This window comes from Streptomyces sp. NPDC028907, from assembly GCF_055564995.1.
Window position 1 is genome coordinate 513,346 of the sequence record NZ_JBVHVE010000006.1, and the last position, 25,592, is coordinate 538,937.

A 25,592-nucleotide genomic window follows, 5' to 3' on the forward strand; every position below is an offset into this window, starting at 1 on the left:
CTCAGTCCCATTCCAGGCCGCCGCGCCGCCATACGTACGCGTACGCGACGAAGACGGTGAGCACGAAGAGCAGCATCTCCACGAGCCCGAAAATCCCCAGGGCGTCGAAGGTGACGGCCCAGGGGTAGAGGAAGACGATCTCGATATCGAAGATGATGAAGAGCATCGCCGTCAGGTAGTACTTGATCGGGAAGCGCCCGCCTCCGGCCGGCGTGGGGGTCGGCTCGATGCCGCACTCATAGGCCTCGAGCTTGGCCCGGTTGTACCGCTTCGGACCGATCAGCGTGGCCATGACCACGGAGAAGATCGCAAAGCCTGCCCCGAGGGCTCCCAGTACGAGGATGGGCGCATACGCGTTCACCGCTCCTCGCTCCTCTCAGTCGGCACTGACTGCTGGCGGTTGCACTGGGCTCACAGCCGCCTCACCGATCCCACGAGCCCCGCTCGTCCCGGCGAAGATCGAGAACATGTGAAGCAGGTCACAAGCCCAACTGCCTCGCATCTTATGCCCGCCGCTCTGTGATCTGCGACACGGGGTATTACACAAGCTTTGTGATCTCCACCACCTGACGAAGGATCATGAAGCCGGATGAGCGGTGATCTTCGCACGAGAAGCGTCCGAGTGATCACCAGAGGTGACATTTTCGCTCATCGCCGCAGCTCGGAGGGGTCGTCTCAATATCAAGAGACTTCCCTTGCATGCAAATTGGTGTTGGACGGGACGTCTTGATAGAGGAGCGCGTTCACACTTCAGAGGGAGCCGGGGAGGGGGGTGTGGACGCGTGCACGCATTCACGAGCATCGGCGGGCGCGTTTCGGGCACAGGACGCGCACGGGGCCGTAACCGTTGCGTGACCTCTGCCACATGATGAGAGGGCCATGAGAACCGGGCTTGGCCACCGGTCCCAACAAGTGGTAAGCGGTGGGCAATTCGGACTTAATGATGAAAGCCCGTGATCACGGGCGGGATACGGCGCGCCCGCAATGTCCGTTACGGCGTCAATAAAGGGCGGCCCGCCCGGAATTTGGGGCGGCGATTGAACAACTGTGGCGCAGCACACGTTTCTTGTAGGTATGGAGGAGCCCCTGATACCGGTTGTTCTCATGTCCCACACCGCTCACATACGTAGCCACCGGAAGCCCCGCCGCAGCGCGTCGACGTCCATCGCGATGCGTGCCGGAGTTGCCGGTGGCGTCCTCAGCATGGCAGCGGCTGGTGCGTCGGCCACGGCGAACGCCGCCGAGCCGGTGACGCAGACCATCGAACTGCCCACCCTCACGGCTGACGCGGCTGACCAGCTCGCCCAGTCCGCGGACGCCACCCAGTTGGCGGCCGCGAACTACGAGCTCGACGCGCAGCGTGACGCGGCCGCCGCGGCGGCCGCCAAGGAAGCCAAGAAGGACCTCGCGGAGGCCAAGAAGAAGGCCGAGGCGAAGAAGAAGGCCGAGGAGGCCCGCAGGGCCGCCGCCGAGGAGGCCGCCTCCCGCAGCGCCGAGCGCACCACCCTGTCCGCTTCCGCGAGCACCAGCGTGGCCGCTCCCGCCAGCGGCAGCGTGGGGACGGTCATCGCCTTCCTCCAGGCCCAGGTGGGCGACGCGTACGTCCTGGGAGCCGCCGGCCCCAACGCGTGGGACTGCTCCAGCCTGGTCCAGGCCGCGTTCAAGCAGGTCGGTGTCGACCTGCCGCGGGTCTCGCAGGACCAGTCGATGGCCGGCACCGACATCCCGCTCTCGCAGATCCAGGTCGGCGACATCCTGTACTGGGGCGGCAAGGGCTCGGCGTACCACGTGGGCGTCTACATCGGTAACGGCCAGTACCTGGACGCGGCCAACCCCTCCAAGGGCGTCGTCATCCAGGACCTGTCCGGCTACCCGGCGTCGGGCGCGGTGCGCGTCCTCTGAGTCGCAGGGATCACCGTAAGGGCCGCAGCCGCTCGGGGGCAGCGGCCCTTACGTCCCGTTCGAGAGCCTTTGCGGCTCAGCCCAGGTCGAAGGTGTTGGGCAGGCCCAGCTTGTAGCGCACCTCGTCGACCCGTTTCAGCGGCTCCAACTCCGGGGGCCGGTACAGCTCCCAGATCTCACAGCGCTCGGCGTCCGAATTGTCCGCGTCCAGGAGCGCGTTGACCGCGAGGCGGGCCGATTCGTTGGCGCCCTCCATCGTCGCCAGGTCCACGTCGGTGCGGACGTAGTCGCCCGCGAGGAAGAAGTTCGGGACCCTCGTGCGGGCCGTGGGGCGGTTGTAGAGGGTGCCCGTGGGGTGGATGAGGAGTTGCTCGCGGTTCTGGGGATCGGGGCCGCCCAGGCCCGTCACCGCCGGGTCCATGAACCAGCCGAGGCGGTCCTCGTCCCGAAGCGTGGTCTTGCCGGTGTCGTTCAGGCCGTCCTTCAGCTGGGCCCAGAGTTCGGCGACGACCTCCTCCTTGGTGCACTCCTTGGCCGTCTTGCCGTACAGGATGCCTGGCTTGTCCCACTCCGAGATGATCGCGGAGAGGCAGTCCCGCGCCCGCCCGTCGCCGTAGTCGCGAGGGAAGTCCCGCCCATTCCAGAACTGGGCCTGGCCGACGGCGGTCACCGACCACGGTGAGTCGAGGCAGTTGATGTGGCCGTGCACGACAGGGGTGGGCGTGCGCAGATAGAACATCACACCGGTCATCCAGTCCGCCTGGAGCGCGTCGCAGCGGGCGAGCTGCGGGTCGGCCGCGCGCAAAGCCGGGCCCCACGTCACGCGTGCGTGCTCGACCGGGAGGGCGGAGACGTAGTGGTCGGCGGTGACAGTACGTTCGTCACCGCCGTCGCGGGCCGAGACGCGGACACCGGTCACCCGGCCGGCGTCGTAGCGGACCTCACGGACCTGGGTGCCGAGTACGAACTCGACGCCGAGGGAGCGCAGGTGGGCCTCCCAAGGGTCGATCCAGGCCTCGCTGGTGGGGGCGTTGAGGACACGGTCGATGTCGGCGTCGCCGTCCATGCCGCGGCCGAGCAGGCCCCACAGGAGCAGGGCCTCGATGATGACGCGGCCGACCGTCCGGGTGGACGCCACCTCCGCGCGCGTGGCGACGAGGTTGCGGGTCTGGCCGATGCCGAGGAGCGTCTGGTACTCCTCGCTCATCTCCTCGGCGCGGATGAAGTCCCACCAGGCGACCTTCTCCCACTGCCCCTCGCGCCGGGCGTCGCAGCTGGTGAGGTGGACGAGGAGGCGGTCGGCGAAGTAGGCGGCCTCGTGGGCGGGAAGGCGGGTGCCGAGGTCCAGGACCGACAGGAGCTGGTCGCGGACCCAGCCGAGGGTGAGGTCGCCGGGGCGCGGCGGAGTGGTGGCGCGGCGGAGCGGGAAGTGCAGGTCGGGGCGGCCGCCTGCGCGGGCGAAGAGGGCCTCGGTGCCGCTGACGAGGTTGTCGTGGACGCCGTGCGCGTTGCCGGGGACGGGGATGCGGCGCATGGTGTCCGGCAGGTTCCGGTAGAAGCCGGGGAAGAAGCGGAAGCCGTGTTCGGCGGGGAGGTCGGCGCGGCCGCCGGTCGCCGTACCCGGCACGGGCATCGAGCGGGCCTTGCCGCCGAGGGCGTCGTAGTACTCGTAGACGGTGACGGCGTAGCCGCGTTCGGCGAGTTCTTGGGCGGCGCTCAGGCCGGAGACTCCGCCGCCGAGGACGGCGACGTGTTTGCCCGAGGCCGCTCTCGCGCTGCCGGCGGGCCATAAGGCGAGGGCGCCCGCCACTCCACCGGCACCGGCCAGGAAGCGTCTGCGGGTGTGGCCGGATCGCGTGTGCCCTGTCTGCTCCTGGGACTGCTGCGCGTGTTCTGTTGTCATGATTCCCGGAGGGTAGGGAGGGGCTTCGAAGGTCGGAAGCCCGATTCCCGGTCACCTACAGCATCCTCACAACCACAAGGAGACACAGATGCCGAGTGTGTTCGTCCAGGGCAGGCCCGTCGACTCGTATCCGCCGCTCGCGCCCGAGGCCCGCCGCGGGTCGGTGCGCAGGATCACCGAGACGGGTGAGGAGGTTCTGCACAAGCCGTGCCGGGACGTGACCGAGTTCGGGCCCGATCTCGCCGCGCTGATCGACGACATGTTCCTGACCATGTACATCGCCGACGGGGCGGGACTGGCTGCGAACCAAGTCGGGGTGGATCTGCGGCTGTTCGTGTACGACTGCCCGGACGACGACGGCGTCCGGCACGTCGGGCACATCGTCAACCCGGTGCTGGAGCAGCTCGACGCCGCGGACAGGAGGCTCCTCGACGACTCGGAGGGCTGCCTGTCCGTGCCGGGGGCCGTGATGGACGTACCGCGTCCGGACCGGGCCGTGGTGCACGGGCTCGACAAGGACGGGCAGCCGCTCGTGATCGAGGGCACGGGGTACTTCGCCCGCTGCCTCGCGCACGAGACCGATCACTGCGACGGGCAGGTCTATCTGGACCGGCTCTCCAGGCGGGAGCGGAAGGACGCGCTGCGGCAGGTGGCGGAACGGCGCGACGATGTGTTCGCGCGCCGGGCCGCCAAGACCACGGCTCTCAGCGGCTGATCACACCGCCACGCCGCAGCACGTGACAGGTCCCGCTCCTCGTGGAGCGGGACCCGTCAGCGCGCGGGAGTACGTCAGGCGGTGGTGCCGCCACCCTCCCCCGCCCGGCGGCGCAGGTACAGCACAAGGCCCGCTCCCAGGCCGAGCGCGAGAATCGCGCTCCCGGCGATCAGCGTCACGCCGCCGGCGCCGGTAAGAGCCAGACCGCCGTCGGTGTCGGTGCCGGATCCCGTGTCACCGCCGGAGGTGTCGCCTCCCGTGCCGCCGGTGGAGGAGCCGGTGCCGCCGTCCGCGCCGGAGGAGGAACCGCCGCCCGTCGTACCGCCGTTCGACGTGCCGCCGTCGGACGAGCCGGTTCCGCCGTTCGTCGACTGGTCGGTGCCGTTGAGCACGATCCAGGCCGAGTCGTTGGACTTGTCGGACTCACGCGGGTTGTCCCAGTCGGGCAGCGCCACCTTCGCCTTGGCGTTCTCGACCACCCGGTCGATGCGCAGGTCGAACGGGAAGCTCAGCTCGGCGTCCTCCAGCAGCGGGGTGTCCACGAAGCAGAGGTAACCCTTGGTGTTCTCGGCGATGTCCGTCTCACGGCAGGCTTCGGGAGCCTTGGTGACCTTCGCCCCCTCGGGGACCTCCACCGTGAAGCCGATCGGCTCGCCGCCCGAGCGCAGGGCGCTGATCCAGGCAGGACCGTTGTTGCTGAAGCCGAGCTTCGCCGTGACGGTGTCACCCGCCGCACCCTTGAGGGACGCGCCGGTCAGCTCCAGGTCGTACTTGTTCGTCGCGGGCAGATCCAGCTCGGCGTAGCGGGTGTAGTCCGCAGGGTCGGCGCCGGGGGCTTCCGTCAGCTTCAGGTCCGGGCCACTGCCGGGCCGGTAGTCCTTGGCCTCGAGCATGCTCTTCGCCTCGGCCGGGCTGACCGCGGAGAAGCCGTAGTTGAAGATGTCGTACAGGGCGAAGTCGGCGGTCTTCACCTTCAGCGGCTCGGTCAGCGCGTACGCCGTCCCCGCCTTGATGGTGTCAGGGAAGGTGCAGATCGCTTCCGTGCCCTGGCGCAGCAGGGGTCCGGTGGTCACTTCGGCATAGGCGCAGTTGCCGTACGAGTCGGGGAAGGACAGCCCGCGGGAGCCGTGGAAGCGCAGTACGGCGCCTTCGGCGTCCATGGCGCCCTTGTTGCGCAGGCCCACGGGCGCCTCATAGGTGTCGCCGGCCTCGAGGTCCTTCGGCAGCGACAGCGCGCGGTTGACGAACTCGGCGCCGCCCACCAGCACGTCGATGTCGAGCGGCGTGAAGTCCAGCCCCTCGCCCTCGCCGGTGACCTTGATGGTTCCGAAGTCGCCAGCCGCGCTGTCGTCGTTGAGGTCGACCCGGATGTCGCCGACGCGGTTGTACGTCTCACCGGCGTACAGCTCGTAGCCGTCGCAGACCGCGACGAGGCCGTCGGCGTCGCAGGGCAGCTTCACGGAGGCGACACCCGCGAGTTCGGAGGCGTCGATACGGATCTTGTAGTCGCCGGTGAAGACGGTCGGGATCTGGCCGTCGCCCTCGAACTCCTCACCCGGGACGTTCAGTCGCAGCTCGACCTGCGGCTCCGTGGGGTCGCCGTTGTCGGAGTCGAGAGACAGGTCGACCCGGTTCTCGCCGGTGATCGTCACGGGCAGGGGCGCGTCCGCGGCCCGGGCGGTACCCGCGAGACCGACGGCGGCCAGCCCCGTGGCGGCCAGCAGCCCCACGGATCTGAGCGGCCAGGTCCGCCGTACTGACAGGAGGGTCATCGAGTGCTCTCTCGTCGATGGGAGGGTGCCCGGACGGGCACACCCCCTTCGACCCGGCCGGGCGCGGGTGCGTTGTCCACGGACGCATCACAGCACGGTCACATTCCCGCAAACATCACCAGCATCGATCACATCAAAGAACCCAAAGGAACCCAAACCCGCGGGACCTCAAAGGAACTCAAACACTCGAAGAGCGCGACTCCCTTTGGCCTTTGCGGTTCTCACGCCTTCGGCGCCACCTTGCTCAGCCCGTTGATGATCCGGTCCATCGCGTCGCCGCCCGTCGGGTCGGTGAGGTTGGCCAGGAGCTTCAGGGTGAACTTCATCAGGAGCGGGTGGGTCAGGCCGCGCTGGGCCGCGATCTTCATGACCTTCGGGTTGCCGATGAGCTTCACGAAGGCGCGGCCCAGCGTGTAGTAGCCGCCGTAGGTGTCCTTCAGGACGCGCGGGTAGCGCTGGAGGGCGAGTTCGCGGCCGGCCGGGGTCGAGCGGGCGTGGGCCTGGACGATGACGTCGGCGGCGATCTGGCCGGACTCCATGGCGTAGGCGATGCCCTCGCCGTTGAAGGGGTTCACCAGGCCGCCGGCGTCGCCGACCAGCAGCAGGCCCTTGGTGTAGTGGGGTTGGCGGTTGAAGGCCATGGGAAGGGCGGCGCCGCGGATGGGGCCGGTCATGTTGTCCGGGGTGTAGCCCCAGTCCTCCGGCATGGAGGCGCACCAGGCCTTCAGGACCTCGCGCCAGTCCAGTTCCTTGAAGGAGTCGGAGGTGTTCAGGACGCCGAGGCCGACGTTGGAGGTGCCGTCGCCCATGCCGAAGATCCAGCCGTAGCCGGGCAGGAGGCGGTCCTCGCCGGGGCCGCGGCGGTCCCACAGCTCCAGCCAGGACTCCAGGTAGTCGTCCTCGTGGCGGGGGCTTTCGAAGTACGTCCGTACGGCCACGCCCATCGGGCGGTCCTCGCGGCGGTGCAGGCCCATCGCCAGGGACAGGCGCGTGGAGTTGCCGTCGGCGGCGACGACCAGCGGGGCGTGGAAGGTGACCTCGCGCTTGTCCTCGCCGAGCTTGGCGTGGACGCCGGTGATGCGGCCGGTGCGGTCGTCGACGATCGGGGCGCCGACGTTGCAGCGCTCGTGGAGGCGGGCGCCTGCCTTCTGGGCCTGGCGGGCGAGTTGCTCGTCGAAGTCGTCGCGCTTGCGGACGAGGCCGTAGTCCGGGAAGGAGGCGAGATCCGGCCAGTCCAGCTGGAGGCGGACGCCGCCGCCGATGATCCTGAGGCCCTTGTTGCGCAGCCAGCCTGCTTCCTCGGAGATGTCGATGCCCATCGCCACCAGCTGTTTGACCGCGCGCGGGGTCAGGCCGTCACCGCAGACCTTCTCCCTCGGGAACTCGGTCTTCTCCAGCAGGAGTACGTCGAGACCGGACTTGGCCAGGTGGTACGCCGTCGTGGAGCCGGCCGGGCCCGCGCCCACGACGATCACATCGGCGGTGTTCTCGGAGAGCGGCGAGGAGAGAGGTGAGGAGAGGGGCTCGGTCACGTCGGTCACGGCGGGATCTCCCCAAGTTCGAAATCTGAGTGCCGACCGGCACTGGACATGGGCAGTCTATTCAGCAGCACCGATCACCCGGCTGAAGGGCTGCCTCCGTGAACCGAGCTCTCCCTGTCGTACGGCTCCGTGTCCCCACCGACGAGGACGCCGTCGCATGGCACCGGATCTTCGCCCACCCGGATGTCATGGAGTTCCACGGCGGCAGGCCCGCGGAGCTGTCCGTCTACGAGGAGCTCACCGCCCGCCAGCGCCGCCACGACGCCGAGCGCGGCTACTGCCTGTGGACCGTGCTCGACGACGACGAGCAGGTCATCGGCTTCACCGGAGCCCAGCCGTGGGAACGCCACTGGGGTCCCACCGGCGAGATCGAGATCGGCTGGCGGCTCGGGCGGGAGTACTGGGGCAAGGGGTATGTCACGGCGGCCGCTCAGCTGACGCTGGAGCGGGTGCGGGCGGCCGGGGTGCGGGGCGTGGTGGCGATGGTGGACGCGCGCAACGAGCGGTCGATCGCGGTGACACGGCGGCTGGGGATGCGGCTCGCGGAAGTGTTCACCACGCCGGACGAGCGGCAGAAGGGGCACTGCTACCGGCTCGACCTGTGAAGCGGGGAACGCGCCACTTCCAGTTGGGTCACTGTCAGTAATCGACTGCTACAGAAAGGTACTTGACGCTTCCGGTCGGTACCCCCGGGCGGTTACCCTGCCAGTACCGCTGGGGGTGACATCTGTGCGCATAACACCCAAAAAGCCCGAGGTGCGAGTGCCGAAACTCGTCGGACTGATGGCCATGGACGCGCGCGAGGCAGCGAAGTCGCACGGCCTGCTCCTCAACGCACCGGACCGGCCCGACTTCCATCTCACCGTCGTCGACTACGTCGTACGCCAGTACCCCCAGCCCGGTGCCGAGGTGCCGCGGGAGTCGTCGGTCTACGTCTGGTTCGACTTCGGCGAGGGTGAGGGCGGCGGCGGCGTGCGCGAGCCACGCATCCCGCGGCCGCCCTCGGGCGGGCTCCAGCGCGAACTCGACCAGCCCGAGGACCCGTACCCCGTCGTCAGCTCTGCTTGAAGCCCCGGTGCAGGGCCACGACCCCGCCCGTCAGATTCCGCCAGGCCACCTTGGACCAGCCGGCCTTGCGCAGGTGCCCGGCGAGGGCCGGCTGGTCGGGCCAGGCGCGGATGGACTCGGCGAGGTAGACGTAGGCGTCGGGGTTCGAGGACACCGCGCGGGCGACCGGAGGCAGGGCGCGCATCAGGTACTCGGTGTAGACCGTGCGGAACGGCGCCCAGGTCGGGTGCGAGAACTCGCAGATCACGACCCGGCCGCCGGGCCGCGTCACCCGGTACATCTCGCGCAGGGCGGCGTCGAAGTCCTGGACGTTGCGCAGCCCGAAGGAGATCGTCACGGCGTCGAAGGTGTCGTCCTTGAACGGCAGTCTCGTCGCGTCGCCCGCCGTGAACGGCAGCCAGGTGTGCTTGCGCTTGCCGACCTGGAGCATCCCGAGGGAGAAGTCGCAGGGGACGACGTACGCGCCGGTCCGCGCGAAGGGCAGGGACGAGGTGCCCGTGCCGGCCGCCAGGTCGAGGACCTTCTGCGCGGGGCGGGCGTCGACGGCCTTGGCCACCTCCTTGCGCCAGACACGGTCCTGGCCGAGCGACAGCACGTCGTTCGTCAGGTCGTACCGTTCCGCCACGTCGTCGAACATCGAGGCGACTTCGTGCGGCTGCTTGTTCAGGGATGCGCGGGTCACGGGCCCATTGTGGCAGTACGGCATCACGCGGTCGCGGTACGGCCTCCCGGGAGGAGCCTCGGCTTCTTCTTCCCGGCCATGTCCTCGACCCAGCCGCACAGCAGCACGAAGACGACGATCAGGCTCCAGCCGATGCCGAACATGAACCACTGGCTCTCCAGTGGCAGGTACGTCTCGAACGCGGGCACGTTCCAGAACTGGTCGATCAGCGGCACGGCGAGGATCAGGGCGATCTCGTGCCAGAGGTAGATCGTCACCGCGCGCGCGTTGAAGATCGTGACGAGGCGGTCGAGGCGCCGGAACCCGGTCAGCCAGGCGAAGTCGATACGGAAGTGGTCCTTCGCGTACATCAGCAGCGTCACATAGCCCGCCGACCAGAACGCCTGCGCGAGCGGGATGTCGTCCAGGTCGTAGGAACCCGTCTCGGCCTGGTGTGTGAAGGCGTACCAGCCGCCGTACGCGACGGCCGCGAGCGAGAGGACGGTCACGGCGGACGGCTTGAGGCGGCGCAGGACGCCCTCGCGGTGGGCGAAGCCGAGGATCCAGCAGAAGAGGAACGTGGCCAGATCGGTGAGCGCGCTGCCGAAGCGGTTGTCCGGGGGTTCCCAGGCGAAGTGGACGACCAGGATCGGGGCCAGTGACAGCAGCACCGGGACCGGGGCCAGGCGGAACAGCCTCAGCAGCAGCGGGGAGAGCAGGACGAACCAGAGGTAGGTGCGCAGGTACCAGAGGATCTCCCAGGCCTGCTCGCCCCACGCGTTGCCCGGCGGGTCGCCCAGCGGCACGATCCAGTAGACGATCTGCCGGCCCGGCATCCAGTCGTGGACCAGCATCGCCACGACCACGAAGAAGCCCCAGAACCAGAACGGGGGCAGCAGGCGCCGCAGCCGGCCGCGGATCACCTTGAGCGCGGGACGCTCCAGGGACTTCGCCATCAGCGTGCCGGCCAGGGCGAACATGACCCCCATCGAGGGGAAGACCATGCCCGCCCAGGCCCAGCCGAAGGTGTGGTAGGCGACGACCCTGACCAGGGCTACGGCGCGGAGGGTGTCGAAGTAGCGGTCCCTCGCAGGGGGCTTGGGGCGCGGGTCGAGGTCGGCCTCCCTGGCGTCCCTGGCATCGGGACCCGACGCTGCAGGCCGTGCCCACCCGTTCCGCCCTGCGGAACGACTGCCCACAGCGGTAGCGGAAGCGGTGCGGGCCGCACCCGGCGCCCTCCTGTGCGAGCCCACCTCAGCTCACCCCCGCCGGCGTCCCGACCTCACCGGTCCGCTTCAGTTTCTGCCAGCGCAGGCGGCCGCCCGTCAGCGCGGTGATGCAGGAGTGGATGAGGACGAGGTACATCATCTGGCGGTAGGCGAGCTGCTGGAGCGGCATCATCAGCAGATAGCGGTACTTCTCACGGTCCAGGCGGAAGGCGTACGCCGCGCACAGCAGCTGAACCCCCAGCACCGCCAGCCACGCCAGCAGCGCCGCCGTGAAGTCGACGAAGATCATCGTGTAGACGGTGAAGACGTCGATCAGCGGGGCGAAGACCGGCGTGACGATCTGGAAGAGCACGACGAGCGGCATGCCGACCCGGCCGAAGCGGCCCGAAGCGCCCTTGTCCGTCAGGGACTTGCGGTGCTTCCACAGGGCCTGCATGGTGCCGTAGGACCAGCGGTAGCGCTGCGACCACAGCTGCTTCAGGGAACCCGGCGCCTCGGTCCACGCGCGCGCGTGCTCCTGGTAGACGACCCGCCGGCCCGCGCGGTGCATGGCGATGGTGATGTCGGTGTCCTCGGCGAGGGTGTCCTCGCTCATGCCGCCGACCTCCAGGACCGCCTCGCGGCGGAAGGCGCCGATCGCGCCGGGGATGGTCGGCATGCAGCGCAGCAGGTCGTACATGCGGCGGTCGAGGTTGAAGCCCATCACGTACTCGATGTGCTGCCAGGCGCCGATGATCGTGTCGCGGTTGCCGACCTTGGCGTTGCCGGCGACCGCGCCGACCTCGGGGTCGGCGAAGGGCTGCACCAGCTGCCGTACGGTGTCCGGCTCGAAGACCGTGTCGCCGTCCATCATCACGACGATGTCGTGACTGGCGCTGCGCACCCCGTTGTTCAGCGCGGCCGGCTTGCCCGCGTTCTCCTGGCGGATGACGCGGACGTTGGTCATGCCGAGCGAGAAGGCCGCCTCGCGCGCGATCTCGGACGTACCGTCCGTCGAGCCGTCGTCCACGACGATGATCTCGATCGGATGGGTGCTCTTCGACAGCGATTCGAGGGTGTTGGCGATGCACTCCTTCTCGTTGTACGCCGGGACGATCACGCTCACCGGCTGGTGGACGGGCGGTCCCCAGCTGAACCGGCGTCTGTTGCGCTGCCGGTAGTGGCGGCGGGCGAGGAGCAGCATCATGCCGAAGCGGCCCATGACGGCGACGCCGACGACCATGAGGCCGACCGAGAGCACCGGGACGGCCCACTCGGCGACGGCGACGGCCCCGATCAGCGCCTTGCCCTCGTAGAGGGTCGCGCCGGTGGCATCGCGGTGGGCGGCCTGGAGGTTCGAGGTCCCCACGCCACCGGTCTGCCCGTTCGGGCCTTGCTGCGGCCGGCCACCGGGCTGCCGGCCGGAGCCCGGAGTGCCGGTCCCCGCCTGCTGGCCGCTCGCCGACTCCTCCTGCTGGATGGCGCCGCTGATCGTCGTGAAGGTGTAGCCCTTCGCCTTCATCTTCTCGATGTACTTCGGCAGTGCCCTGATCGTCTGCGACCGCTCGCCGCCCGCGTCGTGGAAGAGGACGGACGCCCCCGCGCCGTCCTCCGGCGTCGCCCACTTGACGATCTTCGAGACACCGGGCCGCTTCCAGTCGTCGCTGTCGGTGTCGACGAAGACGCTGGTGTAGCCGTCCTCGCCGAGCTTCTTGTAGACGGGCCAGCTGTAGTTGTCGATGGCGTCCGTCTCCGACGAGTACGGCGCCCGGAACAGCGTCGTCGTGATGCCGGCCGCGCCCGCGAGCGCCAGCTGCGTCTGCTGCATCTCGCGGTTGACGCGGGCGTCGCTCTGGTAGGAGAGGTCGACGTGGGTGAAGGTGTGGATGCCCACCTCGTCGCCCTGCTCGACCATGTCCGCGACGATCCCCGGATAGCGCGACACCATCGAGCCGACCACGAAGAACGTGGCGGGGATGTCGTACTTCTTGAGGATCTCCAGGACCTGCGGCGTCCAGGTGGGGTTCGGTCCGTCGTCGAAGGTGAGCGCGATCGTCTTGTCCGGGACGGAGACCGTGGTGGCCTGGCCGCCCCGGAAGGTGAGGATCGGTCCGCCGTCGAGGATCTTGTCGGGGACCTTGCTGGAGCTGGCCCCCGTGCGCACCCGCTGGTCGCCGCCGACCTCGGCGCGCAGATAGCCGTCGAGCAGCATGACGCTGGTCAGCGCGAGCAGGAGCAGCAGAGCCAGGATGACCCGGGGTTTCTGGAGGGCCGCGGCCTTGCCCGCCACCCGCTCGATGCGGGAGGGGGCGCGACGGCGGCGACGTGAGGGCGTCGTCGTGGACATGAGTGGGGCTGCGCTCCGGTCAGTTGGCGGCCGCGGCGGGCGATGCGGAGGTGGACGGGACGGGGGCGCCCGACGGCGCCGCCGAGGGGGTTCCGCTGGGCGGGGCGACCGGGTTGCCGATACCGCCCTGGGGCTGGTTGCCCGGGCCCCCGCCGCCGGGACCGCCCTGGCCGTTCGCGAAGGGCAGCAGCTCGGACGGAGTGAGCGAGGTGCCGATGCCCATGAAGGCCATGCCCAGCACGACCGCGTACCCGAGACAGGCGAGGCCGACCAGGATGCCGACGCGACGCAGCAGCTTGGAGCGGCGTCCGGAGTTGTCAACGAACACGGGTCCCTCGGCGGATCCGTTGCCGCGTTTGCGGCGGCGACCGCGCACGGCGGGTGCGGCGGCGCCGTTTTCGATGGCAGGCTCGGAATGCATTCCCCGGATATTAGGGAGCCTTTATGTGCGCACAGCTCTGCACTCCATGTGAGAAGCCCATGAGAAACGTCTTAACCTGTCCGTTCCCTGAGAGTTTTGGCGAAACTCTGCGCACTTCACAGCCGCGTGAAAGGAGTTGAGGGCCTGGACCTGGATGAGTGTGAGACATTTCCGTCCGGGACAGGTACCGGGTTTTCGGGCCCGAGACAGAAATCACGAAAGCGGGTACACACGCAATGCGGAGTCTCCATACGGCGACGGCCGGGCTCACCTGCATGTTCGCACTGGCCGTCACGGGGTGCTCCGCGGGCTCCGACGACACGGCGGACGCGGCACCGCCGACACCGCGGCAGCCCTCCGAGTCGGCCTCGGCGACCACGTCGTACGCCCCCTACGTGAGCGCCACCGAGGCCTCCGACAACGACGCCGCCGGCTCCCCGGTGACGTACAACCTGGCCTTCGTCATCTCCGACGGCAGCGACTGCACCCCCAAGTGGAACGGCAGCACGGCCCTCTCCGACGCGGCCACGAAGTCCCGTATCGCGAAGCTCGTCCAGGACGGCGCCACCGTCCGCGTCTCCTTCGGCGGCGCCTCCGGCACGGAGCTCGCGGCGAGTTGTGACAGCGCGTCCGAGCTGGCGGCGGCGTACGGGAAGGCGCTGGACGCGGCCGGTTCCAGCCAGGCGGACTTCGACATCGAGGGCGACGAGCTGACCGACTCCGACTCGGTGGACCTGCGGTCCGAGGCGATTGCCCTGCTCCAGAAGGAACGCGGCGGCCTGGAGGTCTCCTTCACGCTGCCGGTGATGCCGTCCGGGCTGGACGACGACGGCGTGGCGCTGCTGGAGTCGGCCAACGAGCACGACGTTCAGGTCTCGACCGTGAACATCATGACGATGAATTACGGCGAGTCGTACGACGGGGACATGGGTGACTACGCCCTCACCTCCGCCAAGGCCGCGCACACGCAGTTGAAGGAGCTTTTCGGGATATCGGACGCTGCCGCCTGGAAGGGGATGGCATTGACGTCGATGCTCGGGGTGAACGACGTGGACAACGAGACGTTCACGCTTGATGACGCGGCGCAGGTGCGGGAGTTCGCTGCGGGGAAGGGGGTCGGGTGGGTGTCCATGTGGGCGACGTTTCGGGATCAGGCGTGTGGTGATGATTCGTCTTCGGATGACGCGTTGACGAATTGCAGTGGGGTGGATCAGGAGGAGGGGGCGTTTGCGGAGGCGTTTTCGGGGTGAGCTCGGGGGGGGCCGTCGTACGCGGGGTGCGGGCGGTTCGTGGCTGGTCGCGCGGTCAGCGTCGGCGGTAGACGATCCGGCCCTCCGCCACCGTCGCCACGCACGTCCCCGCACCCCGTTCCGCGAGTTCCGTCTCATCCCTCACGTCGAACACGGCGAACCGGGCTGCGGAGTGACGCTCCCTCGGTTCCGCGAACGTCACCGGCCACTCGGCGTCGTACGGATCGAGCGCGGGGGTTCCGCCGGGGCGGCCGAGTCGGCCCGTGACCGCCAGTCCGGAGCGGTGCACGGCGTCGCGCACCGCGCGATTGGTCAGTGACTCGCAGGCCGCCCGGACCGTGCCGTGTGCCAGCATCCGCTGTACCGCCCGCCGCGCGCTCGCGCCCCACCGCGCGTCGTCCATGTCCAGGGCCGCCAACGCGTCCCCGGTCAGCGGCTCGGTCCCCAGTTCGTCGGCCTCGCGGGGATCGGGGTGGTAGGCCTCCTCCAGCAGCTCGTTGCCGTGGATGTTGATCAGCCCGGGCGTCAGGATGCCCGGCCACTCCCGCACCCGTGCCCGCGGATGGGCGGCGACCAGGTCCGCCAACCGCCCCGCATCCGCGATCCACGCGCCCTGGACGACGAGCGCATGGCCCCGGGAGTCGGCGTGGATCGTCAGCACGGGCAGGTCAGTTGGAGGCGAGGAGCTTCAGCTCGGGGTGCGCGGTCCCGCCCTCGATCGCGGTGGACGAGATGTGGGAGGCGACCCGCTCGTCGACGGGGTCGTTCGCCGGGTCGTCGTGCACCACGATGTGCTCGTACGTCGTCGTCCGCTGCGCCGGCACCCGACCCGCCTTGCGAATCAGGTCGATGATCTCCAGCCGGTTGGAGCGGTGCTTGGCTCCGGCGCTGGAGACGACGTTCTCCTCCAGCATGATCGAGCCGAGGTCGTCGGCACCGTAGTGCAGCGACAGCTGGCCGATCTCCTTGCCGGTGGTCAGCCAGGAGCCCTGGATGTGCTGGATGTTGTCCATGAACAGCCGCGCGATGGCGATCATCCGCAGGTACTCGAAGATCGTGGCCTGCGTACGGCCCTTCAAGTGGTTGTTCTCGGGCTGGTAGGTGTACGGGATGAAGGCCCGGAAGCCGCCCGTGCGGTCCTGGACGTCACGGATCATCCGCAGGTGCTCGATGCGCTCGGCGTTGGTCTCGCCCGTGCCCATGAGCATGGTCGACGTGGACTCGACACCGAGGTTGTGCGCGGCCTCCATGATCTCCAGCCAGCGCTCGCCGCTCTCCTTCAGCGGGGCGATGGCCTTGCGCGGCCGCTCGGGCAGCAGCTCGGCACCGGCGCCCGCGAAGGAGTCGAGCCCGGCCTCGTGGATCCGGGTGATGGCCTCCTCGACCGACACACCGGAGATCCGGGCCATGTGCTCGACCTCGCTCGCCCCCAGGCTGTGGATGACGAGCTGCGGGAACTCCTTCTTGATCGCGGCGAAGTGCTTCTCGTAGTACTCGACGCCATAGTCCGGGTGGTGGCCGCCCTGGAACATGATCTGGGTGCCGCCCAGCTCGACGGTCTCGGCACAGCGCCGCAGGATGTCGTCGAGGTCGCGGGTCCAGCCCTTGGCCTTGTCCTTGGGAGCCGCGTAGAAGGCGCAGAACTTGCACGCCGTGACGCACACGTTCGTGTAGTTGATGTTGCGCTCGATGATGTACGTCGCGATGTGCTCGGTGCCCGCGTACTTGCGGCGGCGTACGGCGTCGGCGGCGGCGCCCAGCGCGTGCAGCGGGGCGTCGCGGTAGAGGACGAGCGCTTCCTCGGGGGTGATGCGTCCGCCCGCTGCGGCACGGTCGAGGACGGCTGTGACATCAAACGACGTGAGGTCGGCCTTCTCGGTCACCGGGGGCGTCCCTTTCGTCAAGGGGTTGGACGGACCCGACCAGCCTACGCCAGCGTTTTCGGCGTCCGGAGGTCAGGCCGCGTACGCGCCGATCAGCAGCCCCACGAACGCCCCGCCGAGCAGGAACGGCCCGAACGGTATCGCCGTCTTGCGCCCGGCCCTGCGCAGCAGCACCAGGGCCCAGCCGTAGAGCGCCCCGAACAGGAACCCGGCGAAGGTGCCGAGCATGACCGTCGACCAGCCGTACCAGCCCAGCGCCGCCCCCACCCCGAGCGCCAGCTTCACATCGCCGAAGCCCATGCCGCCGGGGTTGACGAGGTACAGCACGTAGTAGCCGGCGCCGAGCGCGAGCGTGGCCCACAGGGCCGTCGGCCAGTCACCGGCGTGCTCGGGTACGAGGGCGACCAGGCCGAGCAGGGCTGGTGCGGCGAGCGCCAGGGTGAGGGTCAGCGGGTTGGGCAGCCGCCGTACCCGGAAGTCGACGACCGTGAGCAGTACGCCGACGGGCGCCAGCAGCAGCCAGACACCCAGCTCGGGCCGGGTGTCGGTGGCGGCGGCGAGGGCGGCGCAGACGAGGGCGGTGGCAGCGGCGAGTCCCGGGGCGCCGGGCCCGTACGGCGGCGTACCGGCCTCGCACCGCCCGCACCGGGCCCGCCCGGACCAGCCCTCGATCGGATGCCCACCCGGACACCGCCCCCGCCACTCCTCCCCCTCCGGCGCGGAGAACCGGTACGCGGCCCGGGGCAGCAGCGCCCCCGCGACGGCACCCCAGAGCGCGGCGACGAGCACCAGCAGGGCGGTGTTCATGACGGTGTCCTGGGTTCGGATATGAGGATCTGTTGAAGGTATCGAGATCTTATGGACTCCCACGGCCCCCGTCGAAGGCGGCGCCGACGACGTACTCAGTAGAGTGCCGCGAGCAACAGCGGTCGGCGTGACACGGGGGAAGACAGCAGTGCGCACAACCATGGCAATCGGCATACGCGGGACCCGGCACCCATGGCGCACCCACGCCGCCCGCGTGTTCCTCGCCCTCTGTGCCCTGGCAGCCCTGTTCGCGACCGCCACGGTCCCCGCCCGGGCGGCCACCGACACGGCACCCCAGGCCGCCTACCTCGCCGACCGCCTCCGCGAGAACCCGGTCCACGTCACCGACCAACTCCCCCGCGAGGTACCGCAGTCCACTGCCCGCGACTTCGCCAGAGTGGCCGAGCGCACCGGTGTTCCGACGTACGTCCTCGTCCTCCCGAGCCTGAGCGGCGCCGACCCGGGACTGCTCGACGCGGTCCACGAGCGGCTCGGCCGGGACGGGCTGTACGTACTCGTCGACGAGTCGAGGGTGACGGACGCCGTCGCGTACGGAGTCGACGCCCCGGCGGACGACGCCCAGACGGTCGCCCTCTACGAACTCCCCTACGACGCGGGCCCGCTGCGCCGCTTCGAGCGCTTCGCCGAGGTCGTCGCGCAGGGCGACGAGAAGGCGGCGGCGCGGGCGGAGGCGGCACGCGGGAAGTACGACGACGGCGCCGAGCCCGCGGACGCGTACATCGGCTCGACCGACCGCAGCGAGCAGTCGTCCCTCACGGGCGTCCTGCTCGTCGTCGTACCGCTGCTGATCCTGGTGCTGGTTCCGTACGTACGGCGCTGGTGGCACCGCCTTTCGCAAGCCCCCCAGCCCAAGGGGGCCAAGCAGACGAAGAAGGGCAAGTCAGGCAAGCAGGCCAAGGGGCCGGTTGTGCCCAAGGCGAGCCGCGCGCTGCGCTGGACCGTCGCGGTCCTGGCCCTCGCCTCCGCCGTCGCCATCGTCGTGGCCGCCCCCCTCGTCTACGGCCAGACCCGGTCGAGCTGGTCACCGCCGCCCCGGGCGTTCGAGCTGAACGCCCGCCTCGACCGGGTGGCGGAAGGCCTGGGCAAGGACCCGGTGTACGCGGACCCGGAGAGCCCGCGGGTCCTGGACGCCGCTCAGCTGGACCGGCTCCACGACCGCATCCGTGCGTTCGCGCGCTCCGAGGGCGGTGGCCCGGTCTTCGTCTCGCTCGTCCCGCAGCTGATGGAGGACGAGTCCGGCGGGGACGAGGCGGCGTTCGCCGCGGCGATCCACGACAAGGTGGGCGAGGACGGCGTGTACGTGGTCGCCGACCCGCTGCACGGCTCGATCGACGTCTTCAACTACGGGCTGCGGCTGGACAGTTACAGCCTCGAATTCGATCTGCCGGAATCCATCACGGTCGGGGACGCCAGTGCCCTCGACGCCGACGACCACCTGATGGGCAGCCGCCTCGCCGCCCTGATGACCGTGCTCGACAAGACCGAGCGCTCCGACGAGCCGGCCACGGCCGACAGCCCGTACCCGGTCACGGACGCCGTGCGCGAGGACGAACTGCCGCCACTCTTCGGCCCCGACTTCTGGTCGGCGCTGTTCCCGGGCGCTCTGGTGGCCGGAGCGGTCTTCGGGGTGGTGGCGGGCCTGCTGGGGATCGTGGGCAGGGTGCTGCGGCGGCGGAAACCGAACCCGGCTGTGTGAGCGTGTGCTCTGGCGAGCCACATACGTACGGGGGGTTGTTGTGAGCCAGGTGCTGTACGGCGAGCGGTCGTGGAATCCGCTGGCGCGGACTGTCGAGTTGACCGGGGACCAGCTGCGGCGCGGCGGCCGGGCGACGCCGCTCGGTGAGCTGAACCTCGGTGCCATGGCCGAGGCGTTCCGGCGCGGGTCCTGGCTCGGGGGCGGCGGGGCGGAACGCCCGCTTCAGCGGCTGGCCGAGGGGCCGGGAATCGTCCCGGTGACCCGCGTCACCGGGACCGCCACGCCGGTGAAGGTACGGCAGGCAGCCGAGTTCGCCCGCGCGCTGGGGGAGTTGGCGGTACAGCGGTGTGGTGGGCCCGAGCAGGTGGCCGCCCTGGCGGACCGGGCCCGGGCCGAGGGCGTGCCGCTGTGGATCGCGCGGCGGTTCGCGCCGGGCCCCGCCGGGCCGGTCGCCGTCGCCGTGGACCGGCGCCTGGTGCGCGTGGACGTGTGGGGGCCCGGGGCTCCCGTCGTCCGTATCCGGGCACCCCACGGGTTCCGCCGGGACTCCCCCCAGCCGGCCAAGGGCCTGTGGCTGACCGTCGGTGACATGACCGCGCAGCTCAGCCTCGACAAGAAGCGGCGCAAGTCGAAGAGTTCCGTCGAGGTGCGGCTGCCCGGGCAGCGCTGGGTGCTGCGGCGGGAGAACGCGACGAGTTCGTGGCTGCTGCGCGACGAACGGCCCGTCGCCCTGCTGACCCGCCCCGCGCGCCGCCCGGTGCCCGAGCCGGGCTCGGTACTGCTCCCGCTGGCCCCGGTGCGGTGGGAGAGCGCCGACCCGCTGGACGTGGTCATGGCGCATGCCTTCGCCGTCGCCTTCGGGCTCGGGGACACGACGGGCCTGGCGCGCTTCCGGTCTCAGCGGCGCCCGGTGGCGGTCGGGGGCGAGCCGATCGCCGTCGACGAGTGGTGGGACCGCCCCTGGTTCACCAACCTCGGGAGCGGCAGCGACGACAACGAGCCCGGCGGCAGCGACGGCTGGGGCTCGGACGGCGGGGACGGCGGGGCCGGCGGCGACTCCGGTGGGGGCGGGGACGGCGGGGGTGACGGTGGAGGCGGCGGCGGGGGCGGCGACTGAGGAGCGGATCACCTGCACCGCGACGGTGCGGCGCGGGAGTTGCCACCGCTGCCGGACCCTCGGCCCCGCTACTCGTCGATCTTCGACAACCGCGCCTCGGGGTTCCCCTCCGCGTCGCTCTCGGATTGGTACAGCAGGTCGTCGCCGGTCGGCCTGATCCGGACGGTGTGCGGTTTCGGGTTGCAGCCGCCGTGGTTGGTCTTCCGGCCCACGGACGTCACGACGAGCTCCTTCGCCGTCACCTTCTTCAGGGTCAGTACGTCGTTGCAGGAGAGGCCGAGCAGGTCCGTCGACCGGAGAGTGCCCAACTCCTCGCCGATGGCGGCCTTGTGCACGGTGAGCCGGAAGGTCCCGGCCGGCAGGGCTCCGTTCAGGGCGTTGGCCTTGCCCTCCCAGGTTCCGACATAGCGATCGGGTACGTCGCTTTCGATCGGTGCGCCGGAGACGCCGTCGTCCGGCGCCGCGGGCGCGGGGGCATCGGAACCGGCGTTGGTGTCCTGGCCTCTGCCCGGAAGCAGCTCGAACACGAACACGGTCCCCACCGTCACCGCGGCCAACGCCCCCGCCACCGCGAGCGCCACGGTGCAGCTGAGCCGCCGCCCACGGCCGCCCTCCCCCGGCGTCGAGGCCGCCGCGACCGAGAGGGAGAGTTTCCCGGGCCGGTCGCCTGAGCCGGAGGCGGGGGCCGTGTCCTGCGGCACGGCATCGCGCGGTTCGGGCACGCCCACGGGCGGCACGGTCTCGGGCACAGGCACAGGCACAGGCACAGGCGCACTGCCCAGGGGCACCCCGCCCACGGGCACCCCGGGCATCACCGGCGGCGGCCCGAACTCCCCCACCGTCGCCGGCCGGCTGAACGCCACCGGCCCCGAGACGACCTCCGCCCCGGTGTCGGCGGCGTCCAGGTTCAGCAGCTGGACCGCACTGCGGCTGACCTGCTCGACCAGCCCGCCCGGCAGCCACCCGCCCGCCACCAGCCGGGCCGCCCCGTCCGGGGCCAGCCGTCGCGCCAGCTCGGTCGGGGCGGGCCGCGCCCCCGGCTCCTTGGCCAGACAGGCCGCCACCAGCTCGCGCACCTCGCCGTCCAGCGGACCGAGTTCGGGCTCCTCGTGCACGACCTTGTACAGCAGCGCCGCCGACGAGTCCCCGGGGAACGGCGGCTCCCCTGTCGCCGCGTACGCCAGCACCGCGCCCAGCGAGAAGACGTCGGCCGCTCCCGTGATGCCCTTGCCGAGGATCTGCTCGGGCGACATGTAGCCGGGGGAGCCGATGGAGACGCCGGTGGACGTCAGGGACGCGGTGCCGTCGGTGGCCCGGGCGATGCCGAAGTCGATCAGCAGGGGGCCGTCCAGGGTCAGCAGGACGTTCGACGGCTTCACGTCCCGGTGCACCAGCCCCAGTTCGTGCACGGCCGCCAGCGCCTCGGCCAGCCCGGCGCCCAGCGCCCGTACGGAGTGGGCGGGCAGCGCGCCGGAGTCCGCGACCGCGGCGGCCAGCGAGGGACCCGCCGCGTACCCCGTGGCCACCCACGGCACCGCCGCCTCCGGGTCCGCGTCCAGCACGGGCGCCGTCCAGGCGCCGCCCACCCGCCGCGCGGCGTCCACCTCCCGGCGGAAGCGGGCCCGGAACTCCTCGTCCAGCGCGAAGTGCGGGTGCACGATCTTGACGGCGACCGTACGGCCGCCCGCGCTGCGGCCCAGGTACACCCGGCCCATGCCGCCGGAGCCGAGCCGGCCGAGCAGCCGGTACGGTCCGACGACGGTGGGCTCGTCAACTCCGAGCGGCTGCATCGGCGTCCACCCTTCCCCCGTACGGCTCAATACGCCGGTAAAACTCTACGGCTGGAGCAGATCCACCTTCACGTCCGCCGGGAATCCCGTGGTCGGACCCACCCGGCGTGCGAACTCCGCGACCGCCTCCAGCTGCGGGCCGCCGAAGCGGAAGTCGAGGGTGGTGAAGTACCGCTCCAGGATCCGCTCGTCGAAGGCCTCCCAGCGGGCCGCCTGCTCGGCGACCTTGCCGACCTCCTCCAGGGAGAGGTTGCGGGAGTCGAGGAAGGCCTCGTGGACCTTGCGGGTGATGACCGGCTCGCGCTCCAGGTAGTCCCGGCGCGCCGCCCAGACCGCGAAGACGAACGGCAGCCCGGTCCACTCCTTCCAGAGCGCGCCGAGGTCGTGCACTTCGAGGCCGTAGCGGGGGCCGTCCAGGAGGTTGGCCCGCAGCGCGGCGTCTCCGATGAGTACGGCCGCCTCCGCCTCCTGCATCATCACGCTGAGGTCGGGCGGGCAGGTGTAGTAGTCGGGGCTCACGCCGTAGCGCTCGGCGAGCAGCAGCTGGGCCAGGCGGACCGAGGTGCGCGAGGTGGAGCCGAGAGCGACCCGGGCTCCGTCCAGCTGGTCCAGCGGGACCTGCGAGACGATCACGCAGGACATCACGGGGCCGTCGCAGCCGACCGCGATGTCGGGGAAGGCGACCAGGTCGTCGGCGTTGCGCAGGAACTCGACGAGGGTGATCGGCCCGATGTCGAGGTCGCCGCGCACGAGCTGCTCGCTGAGCTTCTCCGGGGTGTCCTTGGTCAGCTCGAAGTCGAGGAGCGTGCCCGTTCTCGCGAGCCCCCAGTACAGGGGCAGGCAGTTCAGGAACTGGATGTGGCCTACGCGCGGCCGGGTGCGAGAATTGTCCACATCGCGACAGTAGACCCCATGGGGTAGCGTGCAGCCCTCAGGGTCGTGACACCTCCGTCACAACCGCCCTTAACCCCCGGCTCGTCAAGTCGACACGGGATCTTTCCGTCAAGCCGACACTCGATCTTCAAACATCCGGGTGACGTGATCTTGACCTCTATTGCTTTCGGCTGCCCGCGTGCTAGGCTCGCCGCAAGTTGCAGTTTGGTTTCCCTTGCAGTACAGAGCCTGCGGAGCATGTGACCGCGGGCTCTCGTCGTTTTCAGACGTATGCAGTTGTGCGGCATCTTGTTTTCACACTTGCAGGGTTCTGGAGCAGGGCAACCCTTTGGGCCCAAGGAGGGCTTATGGCTACCGGAACCGTGAAGTGGTTCAACGCCGAAAAGGGCTTTGGCTTCATCGCCCAAGAAGGCGGCGGCCCCGACGTCTTCGTTCACTACTCCGCGATCAACGCGAGCGGTTTCCGTTCGCTGGAGGAGAACCAGCAGGTCTCCTTCGACGTGACGCAGGGCCCGAAGGGTCCTCAGGCGGAGAACGTCACCCCGGTCTGAGTCTTCGGTCTCGGAGCCTGGTGCTTTGATCCGGAACAGATAGCAGTACCCAAGGAGCCCCGTGCCGCAAGGCAACGGGGCTCCTGCCTTTCCCGCCCCTGCCTTTCCCACCTCACACGTGCTGCATGATCAGCACGAACGTCGTCCCGGGCAGCAGCGCCTCGTACGCGTGCGGCACATCCCCGCGATACGTCATGTAGTCCCCGGGCCCCAGCTCCACCGCCTCCCCCCGCGGCCCCGCCTTCAGCCGCCCCGTGCTGACGACCAGATGCTCCACGGATCCCGGAATGTGCGGCTCCGACTCCCGGGCCGCTCCCGGTTCGGCTCGCAGGTGGTAGATGTCCCGGCGGGCGCCGGGCGGGCTGGCCGAGAGCAGGGTGGCCACGTAGTCCGCCCGCTCGGAGGCGACGGTGGGCCCCTCGCCGGACCGGATCACCTGGACCGCGGGCGACGGCGGCTCCACCAGCGCGCTGAACGGCACCCCGAGCGCCACCCCGAGTGCCCACAGCGTCTCCACGCTGGGATTTCCGCCGCCCGCCTCCAGCTGGGAGAGCGTGGACTTGGCGATCCCGGCCCGTTTGGCCAGTTCGGAGAGGGACAGCCCGGCCCGGGTGCGCTCGCGCCGCAGGGACGCCGCGATCCAGTCGAGGGGCAGCCGGGAGGGCGGGGGCGCCGCGTCGGACATCGTGTTCGCTCCATCGGTACGATCGTTCGCCTTGACGAACAGGCCTGCTGCTGTCCATTGTAGAAAACATGCGTTCGCTACTCCGAACACCCCCGGGCACCCCACCCGACAGCTCCCTGGTCCGTGACAGCTCACTCGTCTGGCTGGCCAGCGGTGTGGTCGGTGTCTCCTTCGGCGCGATCTCGGTGGCCGGCGGGCTGCCCGTATGGGTGCCGGTGGTGATGTCGCTGGTCGTGTACGCGGGGTCCGCCCAGTTCAGCGCGGTCGGTGTACTGCTCGCCGGGGGCGGGCCGGTGGCCGCCGCGGCGACGGGGCTGCTGCTCAACACCCGCACGGTGGCCTTCAGCCTCGCCGTCGCGGACATCCTCGGCCGGGGCCGCCTCGCCCGCCTCTTCGGCGCGCACCTGGTGACCGACGAGACGGTGGCCTTCGCCCTCGCCCAGTCGGATCCGGCGCGGCGACGGGCGGCGTTCTGGATCTCCGGGCTCGGCCTGTTCACCGTCTGGAACCTCGGCGTCCTGGCCGGCGCGCTGGCCGGCGACGCGCTCGGCGACACCGGCAACTACGGACTGGACGCGGCCTTCCCCGCCGTCCTCGTCGCCCTGGTGCTGCCCGCCCTGCGCGCGAATCCGGCCGTACGGCGGTGCGCGCTGCTCGGCGCCGGGCTGGCGCTGGCGGTGACGCCCGCCGTCCCGGCCGGGGTGCCGGTGCTGGTGGCCCTGGCAGGGCTCGTCGGACACGGGCGCGGCGTGGGGCGTACGGCATGAGCGCGACGGTGGCCATGATCCTGGCGCTGGCGGTCGGGACGTATGCCTTCCGGCTGGTGGGGCCGGTGCTGCACGGCCGGGTGGCGCTGCCCTCGCGGGTGCAGGAGCTGCTGTCGGCGGGCGCGATCGTCCTGCTGGTGGCCCTGTTGGCCACGGGCGCGCTGACCGAGGGCGGGGGTTTCGCGGGGTGGGCGCGGCCGGCCGGGGTGCTGGCGGCCGGCGTACTGGCCTGGCGGCGGGCGCCGTTCCCGGTGGTGGTGCTGGGGGCGGCCGGGGTCACCGCGGTGCTGCGGGCGGTCGGGGTGGCGTGAGGAGGGGCCGTGGGAGAATTGCCGGGTGACCAGCGATGATGAGAACAACCACGGGGAGAGCGGCGGGAGCGCCGCGGGCAACAAGCTGGCGATGGGGATGTCCGTCGGACTCAGCCTCGGCGTGAGCATCGGCCTTGTCCTGGGGGTGACCGTCTTCGACAACCTGGCCCTAGGGCTGTCGCTGGGGATGTGCATGGGCATCGCCGTCGGCACCGGGGTCGGCGTTGGCCGGATGCGGGCCGGGGAGCAGGAAGACGCAGGCGAGTAGCCGCACCTCTTCGC

General features: G+C 70.4%; 25 protein-coding genes. 11 read left to right on the forward strand and 14 right to left on the reverse strand.

All coding sequences use genetic code 11. From position 1 onward, the window contains the following. Position 1 precedes the first annotated feature (1 nt). Entirely contained in the window at positions 2-361 is a 360-nt protein-coding gene (locus ACZ4UU_RS21425; RefSeq protein ID WP_003974383.1) for an NADH-quinone oxidoreductase subunit A, read from the reverse strand. A 713-nt stretch (positions 362-1,074) separates the two neighbouring features. On the opposite strand from ACZ4UU_RS21425, the gene ACZ4UU_RS21430 reads away from it, so the two are divergent. Beyond that, a complete protein-coding gene (locus ACZ4UU_RS21430; protein WP_471904948.1) occupies positions 1,075-1,902 on the forward strand; it encodes a C40 family peptidase in 828 nt (275 codons plus the stop codon). A gap of 76 nt (positions 1,903-1,978) precedes the next feature. Here the strand turns inward: ACZ4UU_RS21430 and ACZ4UU_RS21435 are convergent, their stop codons facing one another. Continuing rightward, complete coding sequence (locus tag ACZ4UU_RS21435; protein WP_471904949.1) at positions 1,979-3,805, reverse strand: hydroxysqualene dehydroxylase; 1,827 nt, start codon at positions 3,803-3,805, stop codon at positions 1,979-1,981. An 88-nt stretch (positions 3,806-3,893) separates the two neighbouring features. Between ACZ4UU_RS21435 and def the strand changes: the two genes are divergently transcribed. Then, positions 3,894-4,520, forward strand: a complete 627-nt coding sequence (gene def, locus ACZ4UU_RS21440) for a peptide deformylase (protein WP_471904950.1) — start codon at positions 3,894-3,896, stop codon at positions 4,518-4,520. Positions 4,521-4,594: 74 nt separating this feature from the next. Here the strand turns inward: def and ACZ4UU_RS21445 are convergent, their stop codons facing one another. Together ACZ4UU_RS21445 and ACZ4UU_RS21450 are read right to left on the reverse strand one after the other, a co-directional pair. Further along, entirely contained in the window at positions 4,595-6,292 is a 1,698-nt protein-coding gene (locus ACZ4UU_RS21445) for a hypothetical protein (protein ID WP_471904951.1), read from the reverse strand. A gap of 221 nt (positions 6,293-6,513) precedes the next feature. Beyond that, positions 6,514-7,833 carry a geranylgeranyl reductase family protein gene (locus ACZ4UU_RS21450; protein ID WP_471904952.1) on the reverse strand — a complete coding sequence of 440 codons (1,320 nt, stop codon included), beginning with the start codon at positions 7,831-7,833 and terminating at the stop codon, positions 6,514-6,516. A gap of 98 nt (positions 7,834-7,931) precedes the next feature. Between ACZ4UU_RS21450 and ACZ4UU_RS21455 the strand changes: the two genes are divergently transcribed. Further along, positions 7,932-8,438 carry a GNAT family N-acetyltransferase gene (locus tag ACZ4UU_RS21455; RefSeq protein ID WP_471904953.1) on the forward strand — a complete coding sequence of 169 codons (507 nt, stop codon included), beginning with the start codon at positions 7,932-7,934 and terminating at the stop codon, positions 8,436-8,438. A gap of 151 nt (positions 8,439-8,589) precedes the next feature. Further along, on the forward strand, positions 8,590-8,901 hold the full coding sequence (locus tag ACZ4UU_RS21460) for a PASTA domain-containing protein (RefSeq protein ID WP_471904954.1): 312 nt from the start codon (positions 8,590-8,592) through the stop codon (positions 8,899-8,901). On the opposite strand, the gene ACZ4UU_RS21465 is transcribed toward ACZ4UU_RS21460, so the two are convergent. From ACZ4UU_RS21465 to ACZ4UU_RS21480, 4 genes are read right to left on the reverse strand one after another with little or no spacing between them, the layout of a single operon-like run. After that, positions 8,888-9,583 (reverse strand): demethylmenaquinone methyltransferase, encoded by a 696-nt coding sequence (locus ACZ4UU_RS21465; RefSeq protein WP_471904955.1) that lies wholly within the window; start codon positions 9,581-9,583, stop codon positions 8,888-8,890. The two genes, ACZ4UU_RS21460 and ACZ4UU_RS21465, sit on opposite strands and share 14 nt — an antisense overlap. 23 nt (positions 9,584-9,606) lie before the next feature. Next, positions 9,607-10,761 carry an acyltransferase family protein gene (locus ACZ4UU_RS21470; RefSeq protein ID WP_471904956.1) on the reverse strand — a complete coding sequence of 385 codons (1,155 nt, stop codon included), beginning with the start codon at positions 10,759-10,761 and terminating at the stop codon, positions 9,607-9,609. Positions 10,762-10,816: 55 nt separating this feature from the next. Continuing rightward, positions 10,817-13,117 carry a bifunctional polysaccharide deacetylase/glycosyltransferase family 2 protein gene (locus tag ACZ4UU_RS21475; protein WP_471904957.1) on the reverse strand — a complete coding sequence of 767 codons (2,301 nt, stop codon included), beginning with the start codon at positions 13,115-13,117 and terminating at the stop codon, positions 10,817-10,819. Between the two features lie 19 nt (positions 13,118-13,136). Next, positions 13,137-13,538, reverse strand: a complete 402-nt coding sequence (locus ACZ4UU_RS21480) for a hypothetical protein (protein ID WP_471904958.1) — start codon at positions 13,536-13,538, stop codon at positions 13,137-13,139. 236 nt (positions 13,539-13,774) lie between these two features. On the opposite strand from ACZ4UU_RS21480, the gene ACZ4UU_RS21485 reads away from it, so the two are divergent. Further along, the gene (locus tag ACZ4UU_RS21485) at positions 13,775-14,788 is read left to right on the forward strand and encodes a chitinase (RefSeq protein ID WP_471904959.1); all 1,014 of its coding nucleotides are present in this window, start codon (positions 13,775-13,777) and stop codon (positions 14,786-14,788) included. 55 nt (positions 14,789-14,843) lie between these two features. Here the strand turns inward: ACZ4UU_RS21485 and ACZ4UU_RS21490 are convergent, their stop codons facing one another. The 3 genes from ACZ4UU_RS21490 to ACZ4UU_RS21500 form a co-directional block, all read right to left on the reverse strand. After that, positions 14,844-15,449: a hypothetical protein gene (locus ACZ4UU_RS21490; protein WP_471904960.1), complete on the reverse strand. Its 606-nt coding sequence runs from the start codon at positions 15,447-15,449 to the stop codon at positions 14,844-14,846. Between the two features lie 7 nt (positions 15,450-15,456). Beyond that, a complete protein-coding gene (gene mqnC, locus ACZ4UU_RS21495; RefSeq protein WP_471904961.1) occupies positions 15,457-16,671 on the reverse strand; it encodes a cyclic dehypoxanthinyl futalosine synthase in 1,215 nt (404 codons plus the stop codon). Positions 16,672-16,743: 72 nt separating this feature from the next. Next, complete coding sequence (locus ACZ4UU_RS21500) at positions 16,744-17,478, reverse strand: prepilin peptidase (RefSeq protein WP_471904962.1); 735 nt, start codon at positions 17,476-17,478, stop codon at positions 16,744-16,746. Positions 17,479-17,638: 160 nt separating this feature from the next. Between ACZ4UU_RS21500 and ACZ4UU_RS21505 the strand changes: the two genes are divergently transcribed. Next, the gene (locus ACZ4UU_RS21505; protein WP_471904963.1) at positions 17,639-19,195 is read left to right on the forward strand and encodes a hypothetical protein; all 1,557 of its coding nucleotides are present in this window, start codon (positions 17,639-17,641) and stop codon (positions 19,193-19,195) included. A 40-nt stretch (positions 19,196-19,235) separates the two neighbouring features. After that, the gene (locus tag ACZ4UU_RS21510; RefSeq protein ID WP_471904964.1) at positions 19,236-20,312 is read left to right on the forward strand and encodes a serine/threonine-protein kinase; all 1,077 of its coding nucleotides are present in this window, start codon (positions 19,236-19,238) and stop codon (positions 20,310-20,312) included. A 68-nt stretch (positions 20,313-20,380) separates the two neighbouring features. On the opposite strand, the gene ACZ4UU_RS21515 is transcribed toward ACZ4UU_RS21510, so the two are convergent. Together ACZ4UU_RS21515 and ACZ4UU_RS21520 are read right to left on the reverse strand one after the other, a co-directional pair. Further along, complete coding sequence (locus ACZ4UU_RS21515) at positions 20,381-22,102, reverse strand: serine/threonine-protein kinase (RefSeq protein WP_471904965.1); 1,722 nt, start codon at positions 22,100-22,102, stop codon at positions 20,381-20,383. 45 nt (positions 22,103-22,147) lie between these two features. Continuing rightward, positions 22,148-22,996 (reverse strand): menaquinone biosynthetic enzyme MqnA/MqnD family protein, encoded by an 849-nt coding sequence (locus ACZ4UU_RS21520; RefSeq protein WP_471904966.1) that lies wholly within the window; start codon positions 22,994-22,996, stop codon positions 22,148-22,150. 347 nt (positions 22,997-23,343) lie between these two features. Between ACZ4UU_RS21520 and ACZ4UU_RS21525 the strand changes: the two genes are divergently transcribed. Beyond that, the gene (locus tag ACZ4UU_RS21525) at positions 23,344-23,547 is read left to right on the forward strand and encodes a cold-shock protein (RefSeq protein WP_003992177.1); all 204 of its coding nucleotides are present in this window, start codon (positions 23,344-23,346) and stop codon (positions 23,545-23,547) included. Between the two features lie 112 nt (positions 23,548-23,659). On the opposite strand, the gene ACZ4UU_RS21530 is transcribed toward ACZ4UU_RS21525, so the two are convergent. Continuing rightward, positions 23,660-24,232, reverse strand: coding sequence for a helix-turn-helix domain-containing protein (locus ACZ4UU_RS21530; protein ID WP_062724209.1), 573 nt, complete (start codon positions 24,230-24,232; stop codon positions 23,660-23,662). A gap of 68 nt (positions 24,233-24,300) precedes the next feature. Between ACZ4UU_RS21530 and ACZ4UU_RS21535 the strand changes: the two genes are divergently transcribed. Genes ACZ4UU_RS21535 through ACZ4UU_RS21545 form a run of 3 tightly spaced genes read left to right on the forward strand, consistent with a single transcriptional unit; the run spans position 24,301 to position 25,578 of the window. After that, the gene (locus ACZ4UU_RS21535) at positions 24,301-24,999 is read left to right on the forward strand and encodes an AzlC family ABC transporter permease (RefSeq protein ID WP_471904967.1); all 699 of its coding nucleotides are present in this window, start codon (positions 24,301-24,303) and stop codon (positions 24,997-24,999) included. Next, the gene (locus tag ACZ4UU_RS21540; protein ID WP_471904968.1) at positions 24,996-25,310 is read left to right on the forward strand and encodes an AzlD domain-containing protein; all 315 of its coding nucleotides are present in this window, start codon (positions 24,996-24,998) and stop codon (positions 25,308-25,310) included. The genes ACZ4UU_RS21535 and ACZ4UU_RS21540 overlap by 4 nt, the downstream gene beginning before the upstream one ends. A 25-nt stretch (positions 25,311-25,335) precedes the next feature. Next, a complete protein-coding gene (locus ACZ4UU_RS21545; protein WP_471904969.1) occupies positions 25,336-25,578 on the forward strand; it encodes a glycine zipper domain-containing protein in 243 nt (80 codons plus the stop codon). Positions 25,579-25,592 lie beyond the last annotated feature (14 nt).